The organism is Mycolicibacterium gadium (assembly GCF_010728925.1).
GTDB lineage: Bacteria > Actinomycetota > Actinomycetes > Mycobacteriales > Mycobacteriaceae > Mycobacterium > Mycobacterium gadium.
Window position 1 is genome coordinate 2,299,268 of record NZ_AP022608.1, and the last position, 17,295, is coordinate 2,316,562.

Below are 17,295 nucleotides of genomic sequence, written 5' to 3' on the forward strand. Positions count from 1 at the left end.
TAGGTGGCGCAGTGTTCCTATGCTGCCCGGCATGGCCGAGTTCACGCCGTCACTGCCGCCGCAGCTCGACGACGTCCCTTCCGCGGTGGGCGGTCTCCCCACCTGGGCGGACGTCGCCGGCCGCCCCTACGCGCTGCCGATCGACATTCTCGGCGAGCGACACGGGCCGTTGTTCTACTCCGACCACAACGGCTTCCGCAAGCTCTATGCGTGCTCAGCCGAGCTGGTCGACGAACTGTGCGACGAGAACAGATTCGCCAAGAACCTGTCCCAGTCGCTGGCCCGGGTTCGTCCGCTCGCAGGCGACGGATTGTTCACCGCGTACCACGGGGAACCGAATTGGCAGAAGGCGCACGACGTCCTGCTGCCCGGTTTCAGCTACACCGGCCTGCGCAACTACCACGCGGCGACGCTCGACATCAGCTCGCAGCTCATCGCCCGCTGGGATGCGCGCGTGGGTAATGGACTGGTGGACGCCTCGACCGATCTGCAGAAGCTGGCGATGGACACGGTTGCCCTGGCCGGGTTCGGAGCGCGATTCGACTCGTTCGACCACGATGGTCTCTCACCCGTGCCGGCCAGCTTCACCGCCGCGCTCGGTGAACTCGGTCAGGAAGGCAGGACCCAGCGATTCGACACCGAATTCGCCTATCTGAACGCGTATTTCGATGATCTGATCGCGGCGCACACGACCGGCGAACCCGCCGATGTCGACGACCTGCTCTACGTCATGGTCGGTCACGATTCCGACGGCAATCCCGTGCTCGATCGGCAGAACGTCCGAAACCAGATCATGACGTTCTTGATCGCCGGGCAGCTGACGACCTCGGAGCTCATGCCCAATGTGCTCTACAACCTCATGCATCATCCGGCTGTGCTTCAGCGGGTCGAAGCCGAAGTCGACGGCGTCTTCGGCACTGACAGCGACTATGTGCCGAGCTATGACGACATCGGCAAGCTGAGCTACCTGCGCCAGGTGATCGACGAGACCCTGCGGCTATCCCCGCCGGTTCTCGGATTCGATCGAATGGCCCTGGCGGACACCGTCATCGGTGACAAGTACCCGATCAAGGCCGGTGAGGCAGTCACGGTGCTCACCGGGGCACTTCATCGCCAGCCGGGCTGGGGGGACAACGTCGAGTTCTTCGATCCGGACCGGTTCGGCACCGTTCGCTCCGCCGTGCGTCCCGCGGCGTTGTTCAAACCCTTCGGCACCGGGGCGCGCTCCTGCATCGGGCGCCAGTTCGCCCTGCACGAAGCCACGATGGCGTTGGCCCGGGTGGTGCATCGATATCGGTTGATCGATTCGCAACATTATGTGCTGCAATGGGATAGCGCGCTGAGCCGACGGCCGGTCGGCTTCGTGCTCGATGTCGTGCCACGCACTCTCGATGATCGCCGGTCCGTCGTCGTCGCCGAGGAGTCCGCGCAACCACGCACCGACCACGCGGCGACGATGAAACCGGGGACCACGCTGAGCGTGCTGTTCGGCTCGAATCTGGGGACATGCCGCGCATTGGCGACGCAGCTCGGCGAAGAGGCGACCGATATGGGGTGCACCGTCACCGTCGGGCCGCTGGACGACGCGGTGGGTCGTCTGCCGGACGCCGACTCGATCCTGATCGTCACCTCGTCCTACAACGGGCAGCCCACCGACGACGCGCGAGCGTTTCTGGCCTGGCTGTCGAGCGACCAGGCCGCGCTGCGCGGAACCCCGAACATCGCCGTGCTCGGTGTCGGCGATCGAAACTGGGCTGACACCTACCAAGCGGTGCCCATTCGCATCTACGAACGGCTGACGGGACTGGGCGCCGCTCCGCTGGTTCCCAGGGCCGCCGCCGACACCTCGGGAGATCTCACCGGGGCGCTCGAAGAGTTCTCGGCAGCGTTGTGGACAGCCATGGCTCAGCGCTTCGGCGATCCCGACGCCGCCCCGGTCACCGCCGCCGACGAGCCGCTCTACGACCTCCGTCCGATCGTCGGACCGGTCACCACCGCCATCGATGCGCGATTCATGGTGGTTCCGATGACGGTCGTGGAAAACGACGCACTGGTCAGCGCCGACAACGCGTTGGGCCAGGCCAAACGTCATGTTCGAGTTGCCCTTCCCGATGACGTCACCTACCACACCGGTGATCATCTGACCGTGCTCGCCGACAACCCGCCCGAGCTCGTCGACGCAGTGCTGGAAGGGCTCGGCATCGATGGGGATCAGCGGTTGGCGATCAACCCTCGGCGTAGCAGCCGTCGACTCATCGCGCTGGATCGCGAGGTCAGCGTGCGTGAGTTGCTCACGCACTTCGTGGAATTGAGAAAGCCTGCCACCCCCAGCCAACTGCGTCGGCTCGCGGCGTCGAACGCGTGCAAGCCGGAGCAGCAACAGCTGGAAGCGCTCGCCGAAGCGAGCGGACCGTGTGAGCTCAGCCCGCTCGAGTGTCTGCTGGAGTTTCAGGCGTGCGATGTCACCGGTGCCGAACTGCTCGAATTGCTCGAGCCGATGACGCCGCGTCATTATTCAATCGCGTCGTCCTCGAGGCGCTCTCCCGGCGTGGTGCACCTCATCGTCAGCGTGCTCGACTCGCCCGCCCGGTCTGGTCGCGGCCTCTACAAGGGCGTCGCGTCCAACCATCTGGCGGCGATCAGTCCCGGGGTGGCGATTCGCGCGCGAGTGGACCAGGCGCGGGAGGCTTTCCGGGCCGGCGCCGACCCCGAGAAGAATGTGATCCTGGTCAGCGCGGGTACCGGCGTGGCCCCATTCTGCGGATTCCTGGGCGACCGGTTGGCGGCACAAGAGGCCGACGAACCGTACTCGTCCGCGCTGTGTTTCTTCGGGGTACGCGACCCCGACGTGGACTACATCTTCCGCGACCAGTTCGAGATGGGCGAAAAGCTCGGAATCGTGCGGATGCGACCGGCGTTCTCTCGCGCACCACAGGATGGCGTTCGCTACGTGCAAGACCGGATAGCCGCCGACGCCGACGAGGTGTGGGACCTGCTCGGCGATTCCGCGAAAGATGCACACGTCTATGTGTGCGGCGACGGTGCGAAAATGGCGCCTGCGGTGCGCCGGGCGTTCCTCGACATCTACCGCGCGCGAACCGGATCCGACGAAAGTCAGGCCCGCGACTGGCTCATCGACCTCGTCGAGTCCGACCGCTACGTCGAGGATGTGTGGGCGGGCTAGGTCGAGACCAACGACGGATTTCCCACGCCGACGGTGATTCGCGGAGACGCGGAAGGATCCAGCCAGTTCAGCACGGTACGCATCTCATCGCGACCGATCGCAATACATCCCCACGTGGGACTGCCGTCGGTCACATGGAGAAAAATCCCGGAAACGCGACCGGGTATGCGCTGTGGATTCACCGCGATGTTGACGGCGTAGTCGTAGACGGGGCCCGAGTCGTACAGGTTCTCCGCAATCGACGAGGGACGGTCGGGCCCGCGCACGTGGGTGTTGTACGTCGGCGACTGAGCGTCCTCGTCCCACCAATCCTGGCTGGTGGCTTGGAAGTACGGCATTCTCGTGCCGGGGTTCGGCTGGCGGCCAAACGCCTGATCGAACGCGAAGGTCCCGACGGGAGTGCGATGTACTCCGTCAGCGGGGGCACCGACGCCGAGAGCTCCCACCTTCGCGGGTACAGGCCCCAGGACCACCTTCCATCGCTGCCCGACCCGCTGATAGGCGGTCAAGGTCCCTGTCGTCGCGTCCGCCGCCGGTACACCAACGACGATCCACTGTGCAGTGGCGTCTGCGGTTGCGGGTGCCGCCAGCAGCAGGGTCAGGAATAACACCCCGATGAGCGCCAGCGCGCGCAGCTTCACACGATCGCATCTTTGCCGTCGTACATGTCATCCGCGGCAAGGTCGGATAACGATTCGACGGCAGCCGCCGGTCCTTCGCCTATGAAGCGGACGCAGACGGAGCTGGAACGTCGGTGCGGCGTTCCACCCCGTCAGGTCCGAACCGCGACCCTGACTTCTCCAGGCGACGTCCGAACAGCCGTTGCAGAGGCGTTGCGGCGAACGTAGTGATGATCGTCATGAGCGCCAAAATGGTATAGAGCTTGCCCGAAATCAGTCCCGCCTCGAATCCGATGTTGAGCAGAATCAGTTCCATCAGACCGCGAGCGTTGGCGAGTGCACCCATCGAACCCGCTTCGTACCAGCTCATGCCCTGCCAGCGCGCGGCCAGACCGACCGCGCCGAACTTCGCCACGAACGACACCACCAAAACGATCGCCGCCATGAGCAGGGTTGGCCCATCCAGAATCAAATTCAGCTGCGTATTCAGGCCCGAATAGATGAAAAACGCGGGTAGCAACAGGTAGGCGGTCAGCGGTTCGAATCGTTCACGGATGAGCTCGAGCAGCGAACCTCGCGGCATCATCAAGCCGGCCACGAAAGCGCCGAAGACCGAATAGATTCCGACGATGTCGGTGAACCAGCTGGCGGTCAGCACGACCAAGAGAATGACGCTCAAATGGGCGATCGGTAGGCCGCCGGTGCGTTCGGTGTCAGCACGGCGCGGTGTCCACGTTTCGAGTCGCGCGAGCAGCGGTCGGCCGATGTACATCATGAACATCAGGTAGGCCAGCCCGCCTCCGATCGCCAAGAAGGCACCGAGCAGGCTCCCCTTCGCGGTGGACACAACGGTCGCCAGCAGCACCCACGAGCACGCGTCGTCAACAGCGGCGCATGACAAAGACATCGTTCCCAACCGGGTGTTGAGTAGGCCCGAGTCGCAAACGATCCAGGCCAGCATCGGGAACGCAGTAATCGCCACGGCCGCAGCGATGAACAGGCCGCCCTGCCAATGCGCCACCTTGTCGGTGAAATAGCCGCCGACACTGACCATCCACCATCCGACAACGCTCCCGAGGATCAACGGGACACCGATACCGGCGATCGAGGTGGCTCCGGCTTGCCTGGTGTGGGAGGCCAGGATGTCGAGCTTGAACGACGTTCCCACCAGGAACATGTAGAGCACGAGCCCGAGTTGACCGACGACATAGATCACGGTGAGGTTCGGATGCGTGATCGTCTCGGCGCCGATGGTCAGCTTGGCGGGGAACAGCCATTGCTGTGCCGCCGGCCATATCCAGCCCAATACCGAAGGCCCGAGCAGAAATCCGGCCACCATGATCGCGACCACTTGAACCTGGCCGAGCCGGCGGAACACGGGCCAGAGAAGCCGGTACGTCAGCAGAATGACCGCGATCTGGAAAAAGAAGTGATAGGCGATCCCCAGTAGTGATGGCATCGATCAGCCCCTGTCCGACCATCGAAACACGGCCAAGCAGGCGATCAATCCGCCGATGCTCCAGGCCACCAGCACGAGGAATATGCGTCCATGCTCCCAGCTCCCCGCCGGTTCGAACGCGGCCATCTGTTCCGGCAAGAGAACCGACCGAAATCCTTGAGCCAACCACTTGACGGGGAAGATCGATCCGACGATCAACATCCAGGTCGGTAGCAACATGAGCGGCACGTAGGTGCCCGAGAGAAATTGCAGGCCCACGGCTGGGCCGTTGGTGATGACGGCGGCAGAGACGGCATTGCTTGCGACATTGCTGATCAGGATGCCCAACAGGGAGCAGCTGATGATGCCGAGTACGAAAACCCACGCCAACGTGAACCACCCGTAACTGTCTGTTGGCAGGTGCAGGCCGAAGGCGAAAACGGCTACAAGCAAAAGGATTACGGCCTCTGCCAGGCTGACGATGGCAACCAGCATGATCTTGCCGATGAAGTACGATGACGCGGTCGCCGGTGTTCCGCGGAGTCGCCTCAGCGCCCCTGTATCGCGGTCGGCGGCAATGCTTATGCCCAGGTTGATGAACGAAGTCGACAGAATTCCGTACGCAAGCATGCTTGCCGCGATTACGGCCCCCATACTGATGTTGGTGTTCGGAAGTTCCGCCGTGAAGATCGAACCCAGGAGAAGACAGATCAGGGCCGGCATCGAGAACGTCAAAACCACTTGTTCGGGTCGGCGGTAGAACATCTTCAGCTCGGGTACGACTCTTGAAAAACCGATGCGCACCGACGACGGAATCGGTGTTGCGGCATGTACGGCGCGCTGTCGCACGGGCAGAGGCGTTTCAGTGGGTTTGACAGACATCACGCCATACCGATCAGGTGAAGGTACGCATCTTCGAGTGTCGGCCTGGTGACTGTCAATTGCGCCAGTTCTGCACCGGCGTGGCTCAGCTGCCTGATCAGTTCCGTCGGGAAGTTGGTGCGCTCGACGCGAATCTCGTCGCCCTGCATCCACGTGACGGTCGCGGCCGAGTCGACGTGTTCAACCAATTTCATCGGCGAGTCCACTGCCACTACCCTGCCGCCTGCTATGACCGCGACGCGGTCTGCCAGCGCGGCTGCTTCTTCCAGGTAGTGAGTGGTGAGGAGGATCGTCGTACCGTCAGCTGCCAAAAGCCTGACGAGATCCCAGAACTGCCGTCTGGCTTCGGGATCGAAGCCGGTGGTCGGTTCGTCCAGGAACAGCAGTTCCGGCGTACCGACGATGCCGAGAGCGACGTCGAGTCGCCGGCGTTGTCCGCCTGACAACGTCTTGACCTTGTTCCCGGCAGAGGAGGAGAGACCGACGAGGTCGAGCACGTCCTCCGGCAACCGCGTGGTGCCATAGCAATTGGTGAACATCTGCACGGTTTCGTGCACGGTGAGCATTCCGGCGTCGCTGGCCTCTTGGAGGACGATGCCGATCTTCGCGCGCCAGCTCCGACCAGCAGTGCCCGGATCTTCGCCCAACACCAGCACTTGCCCAGCGTCACGCTTCCGGTTGCCTTCGAGGATCTCTATCGTCGTCGACTTTCCCGCCCCGTTCGGTCCGAGGATGGCGAAGATCTCGCCATAGCCAACGTCCAGATCGAGGTTTTGAACAGCGGGTGTTCGTCCGTAAGCCTTGGACAGCCCGCGCACATGCACCGCGGTCGCTGTCATCAGGGCATCCCACCGGAATTCGGCTCTGCGGTGGACGCATCGAGTTCGGCGAGTAGCTCCCTCATCTCGGCTTCCGACAGCTCGCCCATCAGATGGTCCAAGTCGTCAGCGACGATCGGTTGAGGCTGCACCGGTTGTTCGGTGGTCGCGGGCTCACCGTGGATCGAGCGCAGCTCGGCGAGGATGCGCTCGGACAAGGAATTCACGCTGACGCCCTGAAGTATCTCAAGCACGGGCAGATCGATGGAGAACATCGAGTTGACCCTCACCCTGAAATCCATCGCCATCATGGAGTCCAGGCCGATGTCATCCAGCATGTCGTCGGGGGCGATGTCGGTCACGGCGCAATCGAAGACGGCGGCGACGACGCGCTGGACGTGCTCGGTGATCACGGGGCGTCTGTCGGCTTCCGCGGTGACAGCGAGAATGTCGAGTATCGAAGATTCCGAGCCGAGTTCCTGCACTGAGTTCTCGGCCGCTTCGAGCTCAGCGAACATCGCGGGGAATCGGCCGCCAAGACCGATGTGCCGGGCGCGATTCCAGTCGGCCGTGATGGCGACGACGCTGGACACCTTTTGATTCACCAGACGATCCAGGATTCGTTTCCCCACGGCGGGTGTGATCAGCTCGATGCCACGCTGGGCGTATACCTTTTCCAACTTGAGGTCTTCGACCATCCCCACCGACCACGGTCCCCACCCGATGGTGATAGCTGGAAGCCCCTGTGCCCGACGGTAATGCGCGAAAGCATCGAGGAACGCGTTGGCGGCGGCGTAATTACCCTGCCCCGGCGCAGCGATGGTCGATCCCGCGGAACCGAACATGATGAAGAATTCCAGATCGTGGCTCATGAAGGTGTCATGCAACACGCGAGCACCGATGACTTTCGGCGCAAGCACCTTGGCGAAGTCATCCTCGCTCATGTTGACGAGAAGTTGGTCGGCGACCGATCCCGCGGCATGGACGATGCCGCGGATCGGCCGACCGCCGTCTCGGACATGGCTCCGCAGCCACCCTGCCATCTGATCGGTATCGGTGATATCGACGCTGGCGGTGGTGATCTGGGCGCCGAGGCGTTCGACGGCCCGGATCGCGGTGACGGTGGCGAAGTGGGGATCGTCCTCGGTGAGCGTCGACCACTGGTCTCTTGGCGGGATCGGAGTGCGACCCAACAACGTGATGTGCCGCGCCCCCCGTTCAGCCAGGTAGGTAGCCACCACACGACCGAGTGCTCCCGTGCCGCCGGTGACGACATACGTTGCGTCTGGGGTGAGTTTGGTGGGGAAGGGCTTGGTGAGGCTTCTGCATGGGCGAAGACGCGGGACCAAGGTGGCGCATCCGCGGATCGCGATCTGGTCCTCGGATTCGCTGTCGAGAACCTGGTCGCAGATGCGTATGGCGGTTCGAGTGCGGTCATCTGCTTGGTCGATGTCGATCAGGCCGCCCCAGTGTTCGGCGAACTCCTGGTGGCCGATGACTCGGCCGAGACCCCAGATGGTCGCCTGGTCGGGTTGCGTCGCCTGCGAGGGCGACGCCGGTTGCGCATTGGCTGTGATCAGATGCAGGCGTGGCTTGCTGTTGCCGTGCTCCGCGAGCGCTTTGACGAGACGGAGGACCGTGAACGCACCCACGTGGAGGTTCGTGTCGGTCGCGGCTTCGGACATGTCGACGGGCCAGCAGTCGATGACACCCGCGAAATCTTTTTCCCGGCGGAGGTGAGTGGCGACCAACTCGGTCATCTGCTCGGGGCGACGAGGGTTCACCAGGTATCCCCCCTCGGTGGCGGTGAGCAATTCGACGGATTGCCGGCCGACAGTGTGTACGCGGTGTCCGCGGCGGCGTAGCTCGTCGGTCATGGCTGCGCCGATACCGAAGTCGTCGAGGAGGATCAGCCATGACCCAGCGGACGCCGTGTCCTCACGGGACTGGTCGGGTGTTTTCTCCCAATGCAGTTCGTACAGGCCCTTGTCGATGTGAGCGGGTGACATCCGAGACGACGCGCTCAGCGATTGCACGACGAAGCCGTCGATGACGGCGAGCGTATTTCCCGGTCGATCGGTGATGGTGATGTCGCATTCGACGGCCTCGCTCGTTGCCGACACGACGTCGACGTGAACCCGCATCTGCGCGTCGGGTCGGCTGTAGACGGAGACGCGCCGGATGCGGGTCGGAAGAAATGGCTCGTCGTTCTCTTGTTGCCCGAGAAACGGTGCACCGAAGAGTGTTTGGAAGGCACCGTCGATAAGCGCCGGATGAAAACGGTAGTCGTCGAGTTCGTCGGAGATCGGCGCGGGGATCCCGAGTTCGGCAGCCGCCCAGTCCTCGCCGGCTGTCACGCTTTGCACGGATCGAAAGGCTTCGCCGTATTCGAACCCTATGGCCGCCGTGCGCGCGTAGAAGTCGTCGGCACTGACCGTGGTGACCGGCTCGCAAATCTGCGGTGTGCCGCGACGGGTGGGTGCCGCCGAAAGCATGTTGAGCTCTGCGGTGGCGGTGATCGTCCACTTGAGGTCGCCGTCGGCCGTGGCAGTGAATGCGGCGAATTCCAGGCTCCCGGTGTCCTGGTTGAGGGTCGTCCGGAGGATGGGATCGCACGTGTCGTCGAGCAGGACGGCACGGTGGAGCACGAGGTTGTCCACGCTGTGAATCGACCCGTATGTTTCCTCGGCGGCGGCGAGGGCCATTTCGATGTAGACAGCCCCAGGCACGACGATGCTGTTCTGAATTCGATGGTCAGCGAGGAATGCGTTGAGGACGGCGCTGATCTCGGCTTCCCACGTCGGATGGACGCCGCTGACCGGCTGCCCGAGAAGTGGATGCACCGCACGGTAGAACAGCGACTCCGCCGCTTCCTGCGTCTCCTCCCAGTACCGCTTGCTCTGCCATGGGTACGAGGGCAGCTTGAGAAGACTCCCCCGTCCGCGCGGGTGCACGGCGTTCCACTCGACATCGTGCCCGTGGCAGTGCAGAGCACCGACACAGTTCAGCAGGGTTCGGCTGTCGTCCTGATCACGCCGCTGGGTAGCTACCACCGAAACCCTCTGCGCACCAGCGGTTTCGAATATCGACGCCGCCAGCACGGGATGTGGACCCAGTTCGACGAATTGGGTGTAGCCGTCATCGAGCATTCGGCGCAGTGCCGGCTCGAATAGAACGGTGGCGCGAGTGTTCTGCCACCAGTACGCGGCGCCGGCGTCGTAGCCGTCCAGCAGCTCGCCGGTGACCGTGGAATACAGCGGAAGCGTGGCGGCTTTCGAAGATTGACTCTCCAGGGCGCTGAATAGATCGTCCTTCACCGCGTCCATGTAGTGGGTGTGGTAGGGCACCTTGACTGCCAGCCGGCGATTGAAGACCCCTGCCTGGTCCAGCTGCCCGGCGATGTCCTCGAGGACATCACCGTCTCCTGCGATGGTCACCGCCGACGGGCTGTTGATCGCGGCCACTGAGACCCGCCGACCGAACTCGTCGAGCGCTCTCGCGTCGACCGTTTGCATGAGCGATTCGGCATCGAGGCCGACAGCCAGCATCCGTCCTTGCCCACTCGTCCGTTGCTGGAGACGGCTGCGGTGGTAGATGACGTGAATCGCCTGCTCGAAGGTGAGCAGACCGGCGAGATGATGTGCAGCCACTTCGCCTGCGCTATGGCCGATTACGGCATCCGGGGTGATTCCGAAGTGAGCAAGCTGCTCAGCCAGTGCGACTTGGATGGCGAAGTTCGCGGGCTGCGACACTTCCGTCTCAGTCATACGCGACTGCGGCTCGTCCCATCGGAGTTCGTCCAAGAGCGACCAGTCCGTGTATCGCGACAGCTCTTTGTCGCTGCGTGTGATGCTTTCGGTGAAGACGGGAAAAACGTCGAGCAACCCACGGCACATTTTCCACCACTGGGGGCCCATACCCGTGCAGACGAACGCCAGTCGCGGCGCTGGGGTGCTGACGCGGCCCGTCGAAATCTGCCCGCCGTCGGCGAGGGCTTGAAGTTGTTCCCGCAGATCGCGAATGCTGTCGGCGACCACGACGTGACGGTGGCTGAGGTGGACACGTCTCTGGCCGAGCGTGTAGCCGAGATCCGCTAACGTGAGCTCTGGATGGGTATCCAGGTGTCCGGCCAAACGTCCGGCGGTTGCGACGAGCGCTTCCTCGCTGCGCGCCGAGATCGGCAGAACGGCAAGCGGCAGCGACGTGGAGTTTTCCCGCCCCGGGGCGCTCACTGCGGTCGGCGGCTCGGCGAGCACGACATGGGCGTTGGTGCCGCCGAACCCAAAGGAGTTGACCCCCACGACACGTCGTGCACCGCTGGGGAATGGCTGCCCCGTTCGAGGGATATCGATCTTGAGTTCCGCGAGCGAGACGTGGCGGGTAGGGGTGCGCAAATGGAGGTTGGCGGGAATGTAGCCGTGCTTGACGACCAACGCCGCCTTGATCAGACCTGCTACCCCTGCGCCGGCCTCGAGGTGGCCGATGTTGGTCTTGACCGATCCGATGAGCAGAGGGTGGTTTGATGGTCGGTCGGAAGTCAACGCGCTCGCCAGCGCCCTCATCTCAATCGGATCGCCGACCGGCGTTCCAGTGCCGTGTGCCTCCACGTATCCCACTTCGGCCGCGTGGATACCGGCGCGATTCAGTGCCGTTTTGATCGCTGCCTCTTGAGCTTCCTCGCGGGGCACCGTTATGCCGTCGGTGTGACCGTCCTGCGACACCGCAGTGCCGAGAATCTGTGCGTAGATGTCATCGCCGTCGTCGAGCGCCTGCCGGAGCGGCTTGATGACGACGATTGCGCCCCCTTCCCCGCGTGCGTACCCGTCCGCGGAGTCATCGAAAGCCTTCGAGCGTCCCTCCGGGCTCAGGAACCCGCTCCTCGACTCCGCGATGGCGGTGTTCGGCCCGGCCATGATGTTCACGCCGCCGGCAAGCGCAATCTCGCATTCGTGGTTCCAGATGCTCTGCGCAGCAAGATGTACGGCCACCAGAGAGCTGGAGCAAGCCGTGTCGATCGCCATGCTCGGCCCGCGGAAGTCGAACGCATGAGAGATGCGGTTCGCCAGCATCGTCATCATCATTCCGGTGGCTGAATGGGCCTTGAATCGGTACCGGCTGGTGCGCCCTTGGTTCTGCAGCAGCTGATAATCGAGAGTGAATCCGCCGACGAAGACACCTACGTTGGTGCCCGCCAGTCTGTCGGCGGCAATTCCCCCGTCCTCCAGCGCCTCCCAGGTGGCGTGCAGCAGGAGTCGCTGCTGCGGATCGAGCGAATGTGCCTCGCGGGGTGACATTCCGAAGAACTGTGGGTCGAACTGGTCGATTTCGTTGAGGAATCCACCGCGTCGCGTGGCGATCTTGCCGATCTTCGCGGGGTTCGGATCGTGATACCGAGCGGCATGCCAACGCGTTTCAGGGACGTCGCGGGTAGCGTCGGTTTCGTTGCACAGCAGGTTCCAGAAGTCTTCGGCCGACTCGCCTCCGCCAGGAAAACGGCAGCCGATTCCGACGATCGCCAACGGCTCGCGGGTGTTGTTTTCAGCCAACATGCTCAACTCGATTGAAGTGCCGGCGTGGTGGCGACAATCCAGTCGCCGCTCACCGGATTGCTTGCTTGCTCGCGCCGGTAGACCGATCGCAATTCGCGTAGTAACGAATCCCGTTGCCATTCCTGCACTTGATGCATCGTGTCATCGTCTCCGAACATCGCAGACTTGTCCGCGATGACGGTTTCGACAAGCTGACCGGCCAGCTGACGCAACAGCCGAGCATTGGCTTCGAACTGCTCGGTGAAGTTCGCGGCCTTTCCCATCATTGCGATGTGCAATAGCTCCATGAACTTCAGCGGCGCATACAGGTCGACGAATGCCAACGACGACTCGCCGACCTCCACCGCAGCCCACTCCCGAAAGAACCGTTGAACGCGATTACTGAGCGCGATGAGACCTTCGAGGTGAGGAACGAAATCCGGCTCATCAGCCACCCGCACGAAGCGGTCGTTTGTGTAGAGGAGACCGACGAATCCCCAATAGAACGCGATATCCCAGACGATTTTCGAGGACATCACCGGCGCGGATCCCATCAGCGTGTACTGATCTTGATACACCGCGAGCCACATCTCGGTGAGCGACCGATACAGCGAATCACTGATCTGTGAGCGAGCAAGGACGTCCTCACCGTCGAGGTCGCGAACGACCATATCGGTGATCAGCCCATTTCCGATCGCAACGAGATCCAGTCCGGACGAGTACAAGGGGTCGAGGAATACTCCCGCGTCTCCCGTGAGACACCACCTGTCGTGCCCGTCGAACACCTTGGTCGCACCATGGCTGTATTTCTTCATCACACGGAAGTCCATGATCAGGTCGTCGAGTTCCGCGAGCACTGCGGCGCACTGCGGTTCGTGCGCGCTGAGCCATGCTTTTGCCCTGGCCAGTGTGTTGAAGTCGTCAAACGCGTGGAACGCCGGGTCGGCCACGATACCCACGCTGGTCGCACCGGATGCGAGTCGGATGAGCCAGACCCAGTAACCCTCACCCATGAGGTGATTGGTGGACATCGCACGGTCACCCTCGTGCAGCCGTGCCTGCCAGGACGGTTCATCGCTCCACCGCCCGATGTCGACTTCCGCCGCGACCCGGAACCACACTGCATTGCAGTGATGCTCGTTTTCGCGCTTGAGATCCAGCTGACGGGACAGCGCCCGATTCCTGCCCGAGGCATCGACGACCCACCGCGCAGTCATGTGTGCCACCGCGTCGCCGTTCTGGACCGTGATCGTGTGTGGGCCGTCGTCCTGTCCAAAGTCGACTGAACGAACTCGGCCACAGGCGATCTCGACTCCCTCCGAAAGGCAACGACGTGCGAGCTCGTTCTCCAACCTGCCGCGATCGATTTGATACGTCACCTGAGGGACGAAAGACGAGCTGCCGAGTTCGACGCGCTGCGCAATGTCGGTGTTGAGCTCGTCGGAGAAGAACATCCGGAGCCCCATCTTGCGCAGTTGAGCGGACTGCAAGTGATCACCCAATCCCAGCCGGTCGCGCAGATAGTGCGCGGAGACCTCGACCGTGGACTCACCGACCGTATGGGTGATCTCCGGTACCGGATGAGCGTTGGGTTCGATGACCGCGATTCGTGTCGCCGGACGGGCCCGGCGAATCTCCAGTGCCAGCGTCAGCGCCGCCACGCCTCCGCCGATGATGCCGATGTCGTGATCCGTTGCCGGATGGCCGCCCTGCGTGAGGCGCGACTTGATTCGCAGCGCAAGCGCTTCGCGCGCCTGCGGACTCATCTGCGACACCTGCGCCCGAATATCCACGCGCTACCCCTCTCGACTCGTGCCACCAGCAGGCCCGTCGCTCGACCGACCACCACGGACTAGCCCATGACCTCAATGGGGATCGTCCGGCGTTCGATGCAGAATCGATGCAGGATCCCCGTGTCGAGCGAACCACAAACGCGGCGGGCGAGCATCGCCAAAGTGATTACCTAATCCTGACGGCTCGCTTCGGCGGCACCGTGACGGGTATTGAAAGCCATTCATCCGCATGCGCGAACAGGGAGCACACGTGAGCCAGACGAGTCGGCGCGAGCTCGGCGATTCCAACCGTCCCATCGAAGACGAACTCGAGGACGCCTTCGCCCGAATGATCGATGAGGGTACGCAGCGCCTACACCGAACATGGCGCGAAGTGCTGGCGACGGGCTTTTTCGGCGGTACCGAAGTCGCGATGGGCGTCCTCGCCTATCTGTCGGTCCTGCATGCCACGCATAACTCGCTGCTGGCCGGGCTGGCCTTCTCGATTGGATTTCTCGCCCTACTCCTGGGCCGCAGCGAGCTCTTCACCGAGGGTTTCCTGGTGCCGGTCACGACAGTGGCGGCCAAACGGGCCAGTGTGGGCCAGCTGTTCAAGCTGTGGACCGGCACGCTGGCGGCCAACCTCGCCGGCGGTTGGGTGTTGATGTGGCTGATCATGAAGGCCTACCCGAAGTTGCACGAGCAGACCATCGAGTCAGCCACCCACTTCATCGCCGCACCGATATCGGCGGAAACGGTGGCATTGACCCTGCTCGGCGGAATGGCGATCACCCTGATGACGCGCATGCAGCACGGCACCGACTCGATGTTCGGGAAGATCGCAGCCGCCGTCGCCGGGGCGTTCCTGCTGGCGGGGCTGCAGATGTTCCATTCCATCCTGGACTCGCTGCTGATCTTCGGAGCAATTGCGACCGGTAGCGCTCCGTTCGGGTACCTCAGCTGGCTCAGCTGGTTCGGCTACACCCTCGCCGGCAACATCGTCGGCGGCCTAGGACTCGTCACGCTTCTTCGGTTGGTGCGTACCAAGGACCGCCTCCGAGAGGAGCGCGAGGAAGCTGACGATGAACCGGACGGCAGTGGTGAGGAGGTCGACTGAGGTGAAAAAGGCGACAGACCGACCGGGCCGGTGTCAAGGTAAGACCAATGCATCTGACTCTGGCGGTGCCTTTCTCGGTTGCCGCGGTGGCCATCTGCCTCACGGCACCAGCGGCCGCCGGTGACGAATGCAGCGTCCTCTCGCCCGCGACTGATCGGTTGGAGACGGTGTTGGATTCGGTTTCTCCTTCCGGGACACCGCCATACGTCGCAGGCCAGATTCGTAAGGCGCTGTCACCGCTATACGCCTTGAGAAGCCCCGCCGCCATCGACCTTCGGATCCGGTCGGACATGCTGGCAACTCAGGTGGACAACAGTGACCCATATCGACCGGCAAGCCCAGAGCTACCGGTCAGCGACCTCGTCAAGGCGACGCAACTGCTCGCCGCCGCGCGCGAATACTGCGCGCCTAGGTAAGCGGCTAGCTCCCCGGGCCCCAGACTCGAACCGATAGACGTTCTGCGCCAGGCCAGATGGCGTTCGCAGCCGGTGAGGCGCAGAAGGCTGTCTCGGCTCGGCGGATGGTCATGCCGACCGCATGGAGGCCGTCTTGCTGGTGGGCGCGGCAGATGACGGTCAAGACACGGTGGGTCGCCGGATCGACTTCCTGAGCTTCGATGGTCAACACCACGACGAGCGTGTACCCGGCGCCGGTTGGAAGATAGAAGGTGAGATCCCGGCTGACCAGGCCGCCTCCGTTAACGACGAGGTAGCCGTCTCCGCTGGGATACGCGGATTGCCCGACCATCTGCGTGCGTTCGTAATGGAGGCGGTCACCGGGCGCGCGCCACGTCGTGAAACGGGTGTTTGGGCTGCCGTTGAACAGATTTCGGGCGACCGGGATGATCAGTTCTTCGCGACCGTCGGCGTCGACGTCCTGCAACCCGACGCCCCCGGGACTCGACGGCTCCAACAACTCATCGATCGTTTGCACGACCTCGCCCGCCGCATCTGTCACGGTGACCTTCACCGCCCTCGGCTGCGGCAGCTCGGGCACGGACCAATAGGTGACGGCGAAGTCGAGAGCGCCGGAGCGCAGGGAGCAGTCGACATGCGGCGAAGTGCCCTCCGGGCTGATGACCGGGACCGCTTGCGGGCACGGCGGCAACGCGGTGTCAGCACCGGCCGTGGGCCACACGGTGCCGGCAGCCACCATCGCCACGACCCCGGCCAGTAGTGACAGCCGCCTCATGGCGTGCACCTACCGCGGCGGGGTCGGCTTGGCGGGCGCGGACCCTGCGGGGGGTGGCGGTGTCGGGATCTGTTGCCCTACAGGCGGATTGGCACCTGCCTTGGGGCCGATGTCCGATACCTGCCAGGTATCGCTGACCTTGTGCACGGTGACCTCCAGCAGGATGATCGACACCTTGGGTGTGGGGTTCTGCAAGTTGCGAGTGGTCTGGTGCGCCGCCACCACCACCTGATAGGAACCGTCGGGTTGTGCCACGGGATCGGTGGCCAACACTTCGCCGGTAGAGCTGACCTGGGCCTCCAGCATGACGGCTTTGAGCACCTCGGTGGCGTCGACGTACTTGTCCTTGAGTTGCTGCGATACGCCATCTTCGACCGCACGGAAGAAGGCGTCGGGATCTTCGAAGGTGTAGTTCAGCGACCTCAGGGCATAGTCCTTGGCCAGCTGTGCCGCCGCGTCGCGATCGGCCTGGCTCTGGCGCAGCGCCTCCAGCTGGCTGGTCGCTTGGTGATATTTGACGAACCCGAATACGGCGCCGCCGAGTACCGCGGCCACCAGTACCGCTGCGACCCATAGCCAGCGCTTGGGCAGCAGCCGAGGCGGGTCGTCGTCACGATCTGTCGGCTTGGGCTGGGTTTCGTCGGCTCCGGTGGCGTCGCTGTCGTCCCCGGCGCCGTCGCGTTCGGCGTCGTCGACTTCTTCGTCTCCGTTGTCGGTTGGGTTGGTCATACGAGCTTCTTTCTGT

At 63.5% G+C, this 17,295-nt stretch carries 11 protein-coding genes; 3 read left to right on the forward strand and 8 right to left on the reverse strand.

Annotated features, from left to right (window positions below; translation table 11 throughout):
* Window positions 1-31 precede the first annotated feature (31 nt).
* On the forward strand, window positions 32-3,184 hold the full coding sequence (locus G6N36_RS11455; RefSeq protein WP_163686618.1) for a bifunctional cytochrome P450/NADPH--P450 reductase: 3,153 nt from the start codon (window positions 32-34) through the stop codon (window positions 3,182-3,184).
* On the opposite strand, the gene G6N36_RS11460 is transcribed toward G6N36_RS11455, so the two are convergent.
* The 6 genes from G6N36_RS11460 to G6N36_RS11485 all read right to left on the reverse strand — a co-directional run bounded on the left by G6N36_RS11460 (window position 3,181) and on the right by G6N36_RS11485 (window position 14,236).
* On the reverse strand, window positions 3,181-3,825 hold the full coding sequence (locus tag G6N36_RS11460; protein ID WP_235690021.1) for a L,D-transpeptidase family protein: 645 nt from the start codon (window positions 3,823-3,825) through the stop codon (window positions 3,181-3,183). The two genes, G6N36_RS11455 and G6N36_RS11460, sit on opposite strands and share 4 nt — an antisense overlap.
* Before the next feature lie 79 nt (window positions 3,826-3,904).
* On the reverse strand, window positions 3,905-5,263 hold the full coding sequence (locus G6N36_RS11465) for a cation:proton antiporter (RefSeq protein WP_163686619.1): 1,359 nt from the start codon (window positions 5,261-5,263) through the stop codon (window positions 3,905-3,907).
* A gap of 3 nt (window positions 5,264-5,266) precedes the next feature.
* On the reverse strand, window positions 5,267-6,046 hold the full coding sequence (locus G6N36_RS11470; protein ID WP_235690022.1) for an ABC transporter permease: 780 nt from the start codon (window positions 6,044-6,046) through the stop codon (window positions 5,267-5,269).
* A 77-nt stretch (window positions 6,047-6,123) separates the two neighbouring features.
* On the reverse strand, window positions 6,124-6,963 hold the full coding sequence (locus G6N36_RS11475; protein ID WP_163686621.1) for an ABC transporter ATP-binding protein: 840 nt from the start codon (window positions 6,961-6,963) through the stop codon (window positions 6,124-6,126).
* On the reverse strand, window positions 6,963-12,491 hold the full coding sequence (locus G6N36_RS11480) for a type I polyketide synthase (protein ID WP_163686622.1): 5,529 nt from the start codon (window positions 12,489-12,491) through the stop codon (window positions 6,963-6,965). The genes G6N36_RS11475 and G6N36_RS11480 overlap by 1 nt, the downstream gene beginning before the upstream one ends.
* Window positions 12,492-12,493: 2 nt before the next feature.
* Window positions 12,494-14,236 (reverse strand): NAD(P)/FAD-dependent oxidoreductase, encoded by a 1,743-nt coding sequence (locus G6N36_RS11485; RefSeq protein WP_179964924.1) that lies wholly within the window; start codon window positions 14,234-14,236, stop codon window positions 12,494-12,496.
* Window positions 14,237-14,513: 277 nt separating this feature from the next.
* Here G6N36_RS11485 and G6N36_RS11490 point away from each other — a divergent pair, with 277 nt between their 5' ends.
* Window positions 14,514-15,359 carry a formate/nitrite transporter family protein gene (locus tag G6N36_RS11490; protein WP_163686623.1) on the forward strand — a complete coding sequence of 282 codons (846 nt, stop codon included), beginning with the start codon at window positions 14,514-14,516 and terminating at the stop codon, window positions 15,357-15,359.
* 47 nt (window positions 15,360-15,406) lie between these two features.
* Window positions 15,407-15,775: a hypothetical protein gene (locus G6N36_RS11495; RefSeq protein ID WP_163686624.1), complete on the forward strand. Its 369-nt coding sequence runs from the start codon at window positions 15,407-15,409 to the stop codon at window positions 15,773-15,775.
* A gap of 4 nt (window positions 15,776-15,779) precedes the next feature.
* Here the strand turns inward: G6N36_RS11495 and G6N36_RS11500 are convergent, their stop codons facing one another.
* Complete coding sequence (locus G6N36_RS11500; RefSeq protein ID WP_163686625.1) at window positions 15,780-16,550, reverse strand: hypothetical protein; 771 nt, start codon at window positions 16,548-16,550, stop codon at window positions 15,780-15,782.
* Window positions 16,551-16,559: 9 nt separating this feature from the next.
* The gene (locus tag G6N36_RS11505; protein WP_163686626.1) at window positions 16,560-17,279 is read right to left on the reverse strand and encodes a hypothetical protein; all 720 of its coding nucleotides are present in this window, start codon (window positions 17,277-17,279) and stop codon (window positions 16,560-16,562) included.
* Between the last annotated feature and the right edge of the window lie 16 nt (window positions 17,280-17,295).

Bases quoted from the DNA above. Each gene is read 5' to 3' on its own strand.
- G6N36_RS11455 (WP_163686618.1), top strand. From the start codon at position 32: ATGGCCGAGTTCACGCCGTCACTGCCGCCGCAGCTCGACGACGTCCCT.
- G6N36_RS11465 (WP_163686619.1), bottom strand. From the start codon at position 5,263: ATGCCATCACTACTGGGGATCGCCTATCACTTCTTTTTCCAGATCGCG.
- G6N36_RS11475 (WP_163686621.1), bottom strand. From the start codon at position 6,963: ATGACAGCGACCGCGGTGCATGTGCGCGGGCTGTCCAAGGCTTACGGA.
- G6N36_RS11480 (WP_163686622.1), bottom strand. From the start codon at position 12,491: ATGTTGGCTGAAAACAACACCCGCGAGCCGTTGGCGATCGTCGGAATC.
- G6N36_RS11485 (WP_179964924.1), bottom strand. From the start codon at position 14,236: ATGAGTCCGCAGGCGCGCGAAGCGCTTGCGCTGCGAATCAAGTCGCGC.
- G6N36_RS11495 (WP_163686624.1), top strand. From the start codon at position 15,407: ATGCATCTGACTCTGGCGGTGCCTTTCTCGGTTGCCGCGGTGGCCATC.
- G6N36_RS11500 (WP_163686625.1), bottom strand. From the start codon at position 16,550: ATGAGGCGGCTGTCACTACTGGCCGGGGTCGTGGCGATGGTGGCTGCC.
- G6N36_RS11505 (WP_163686626.1), bottom strand. From the start codon at position 17,279: ATGACCAACCCAACCGACAACGGAGACGAAGAAGTCGACGACGCCGAA.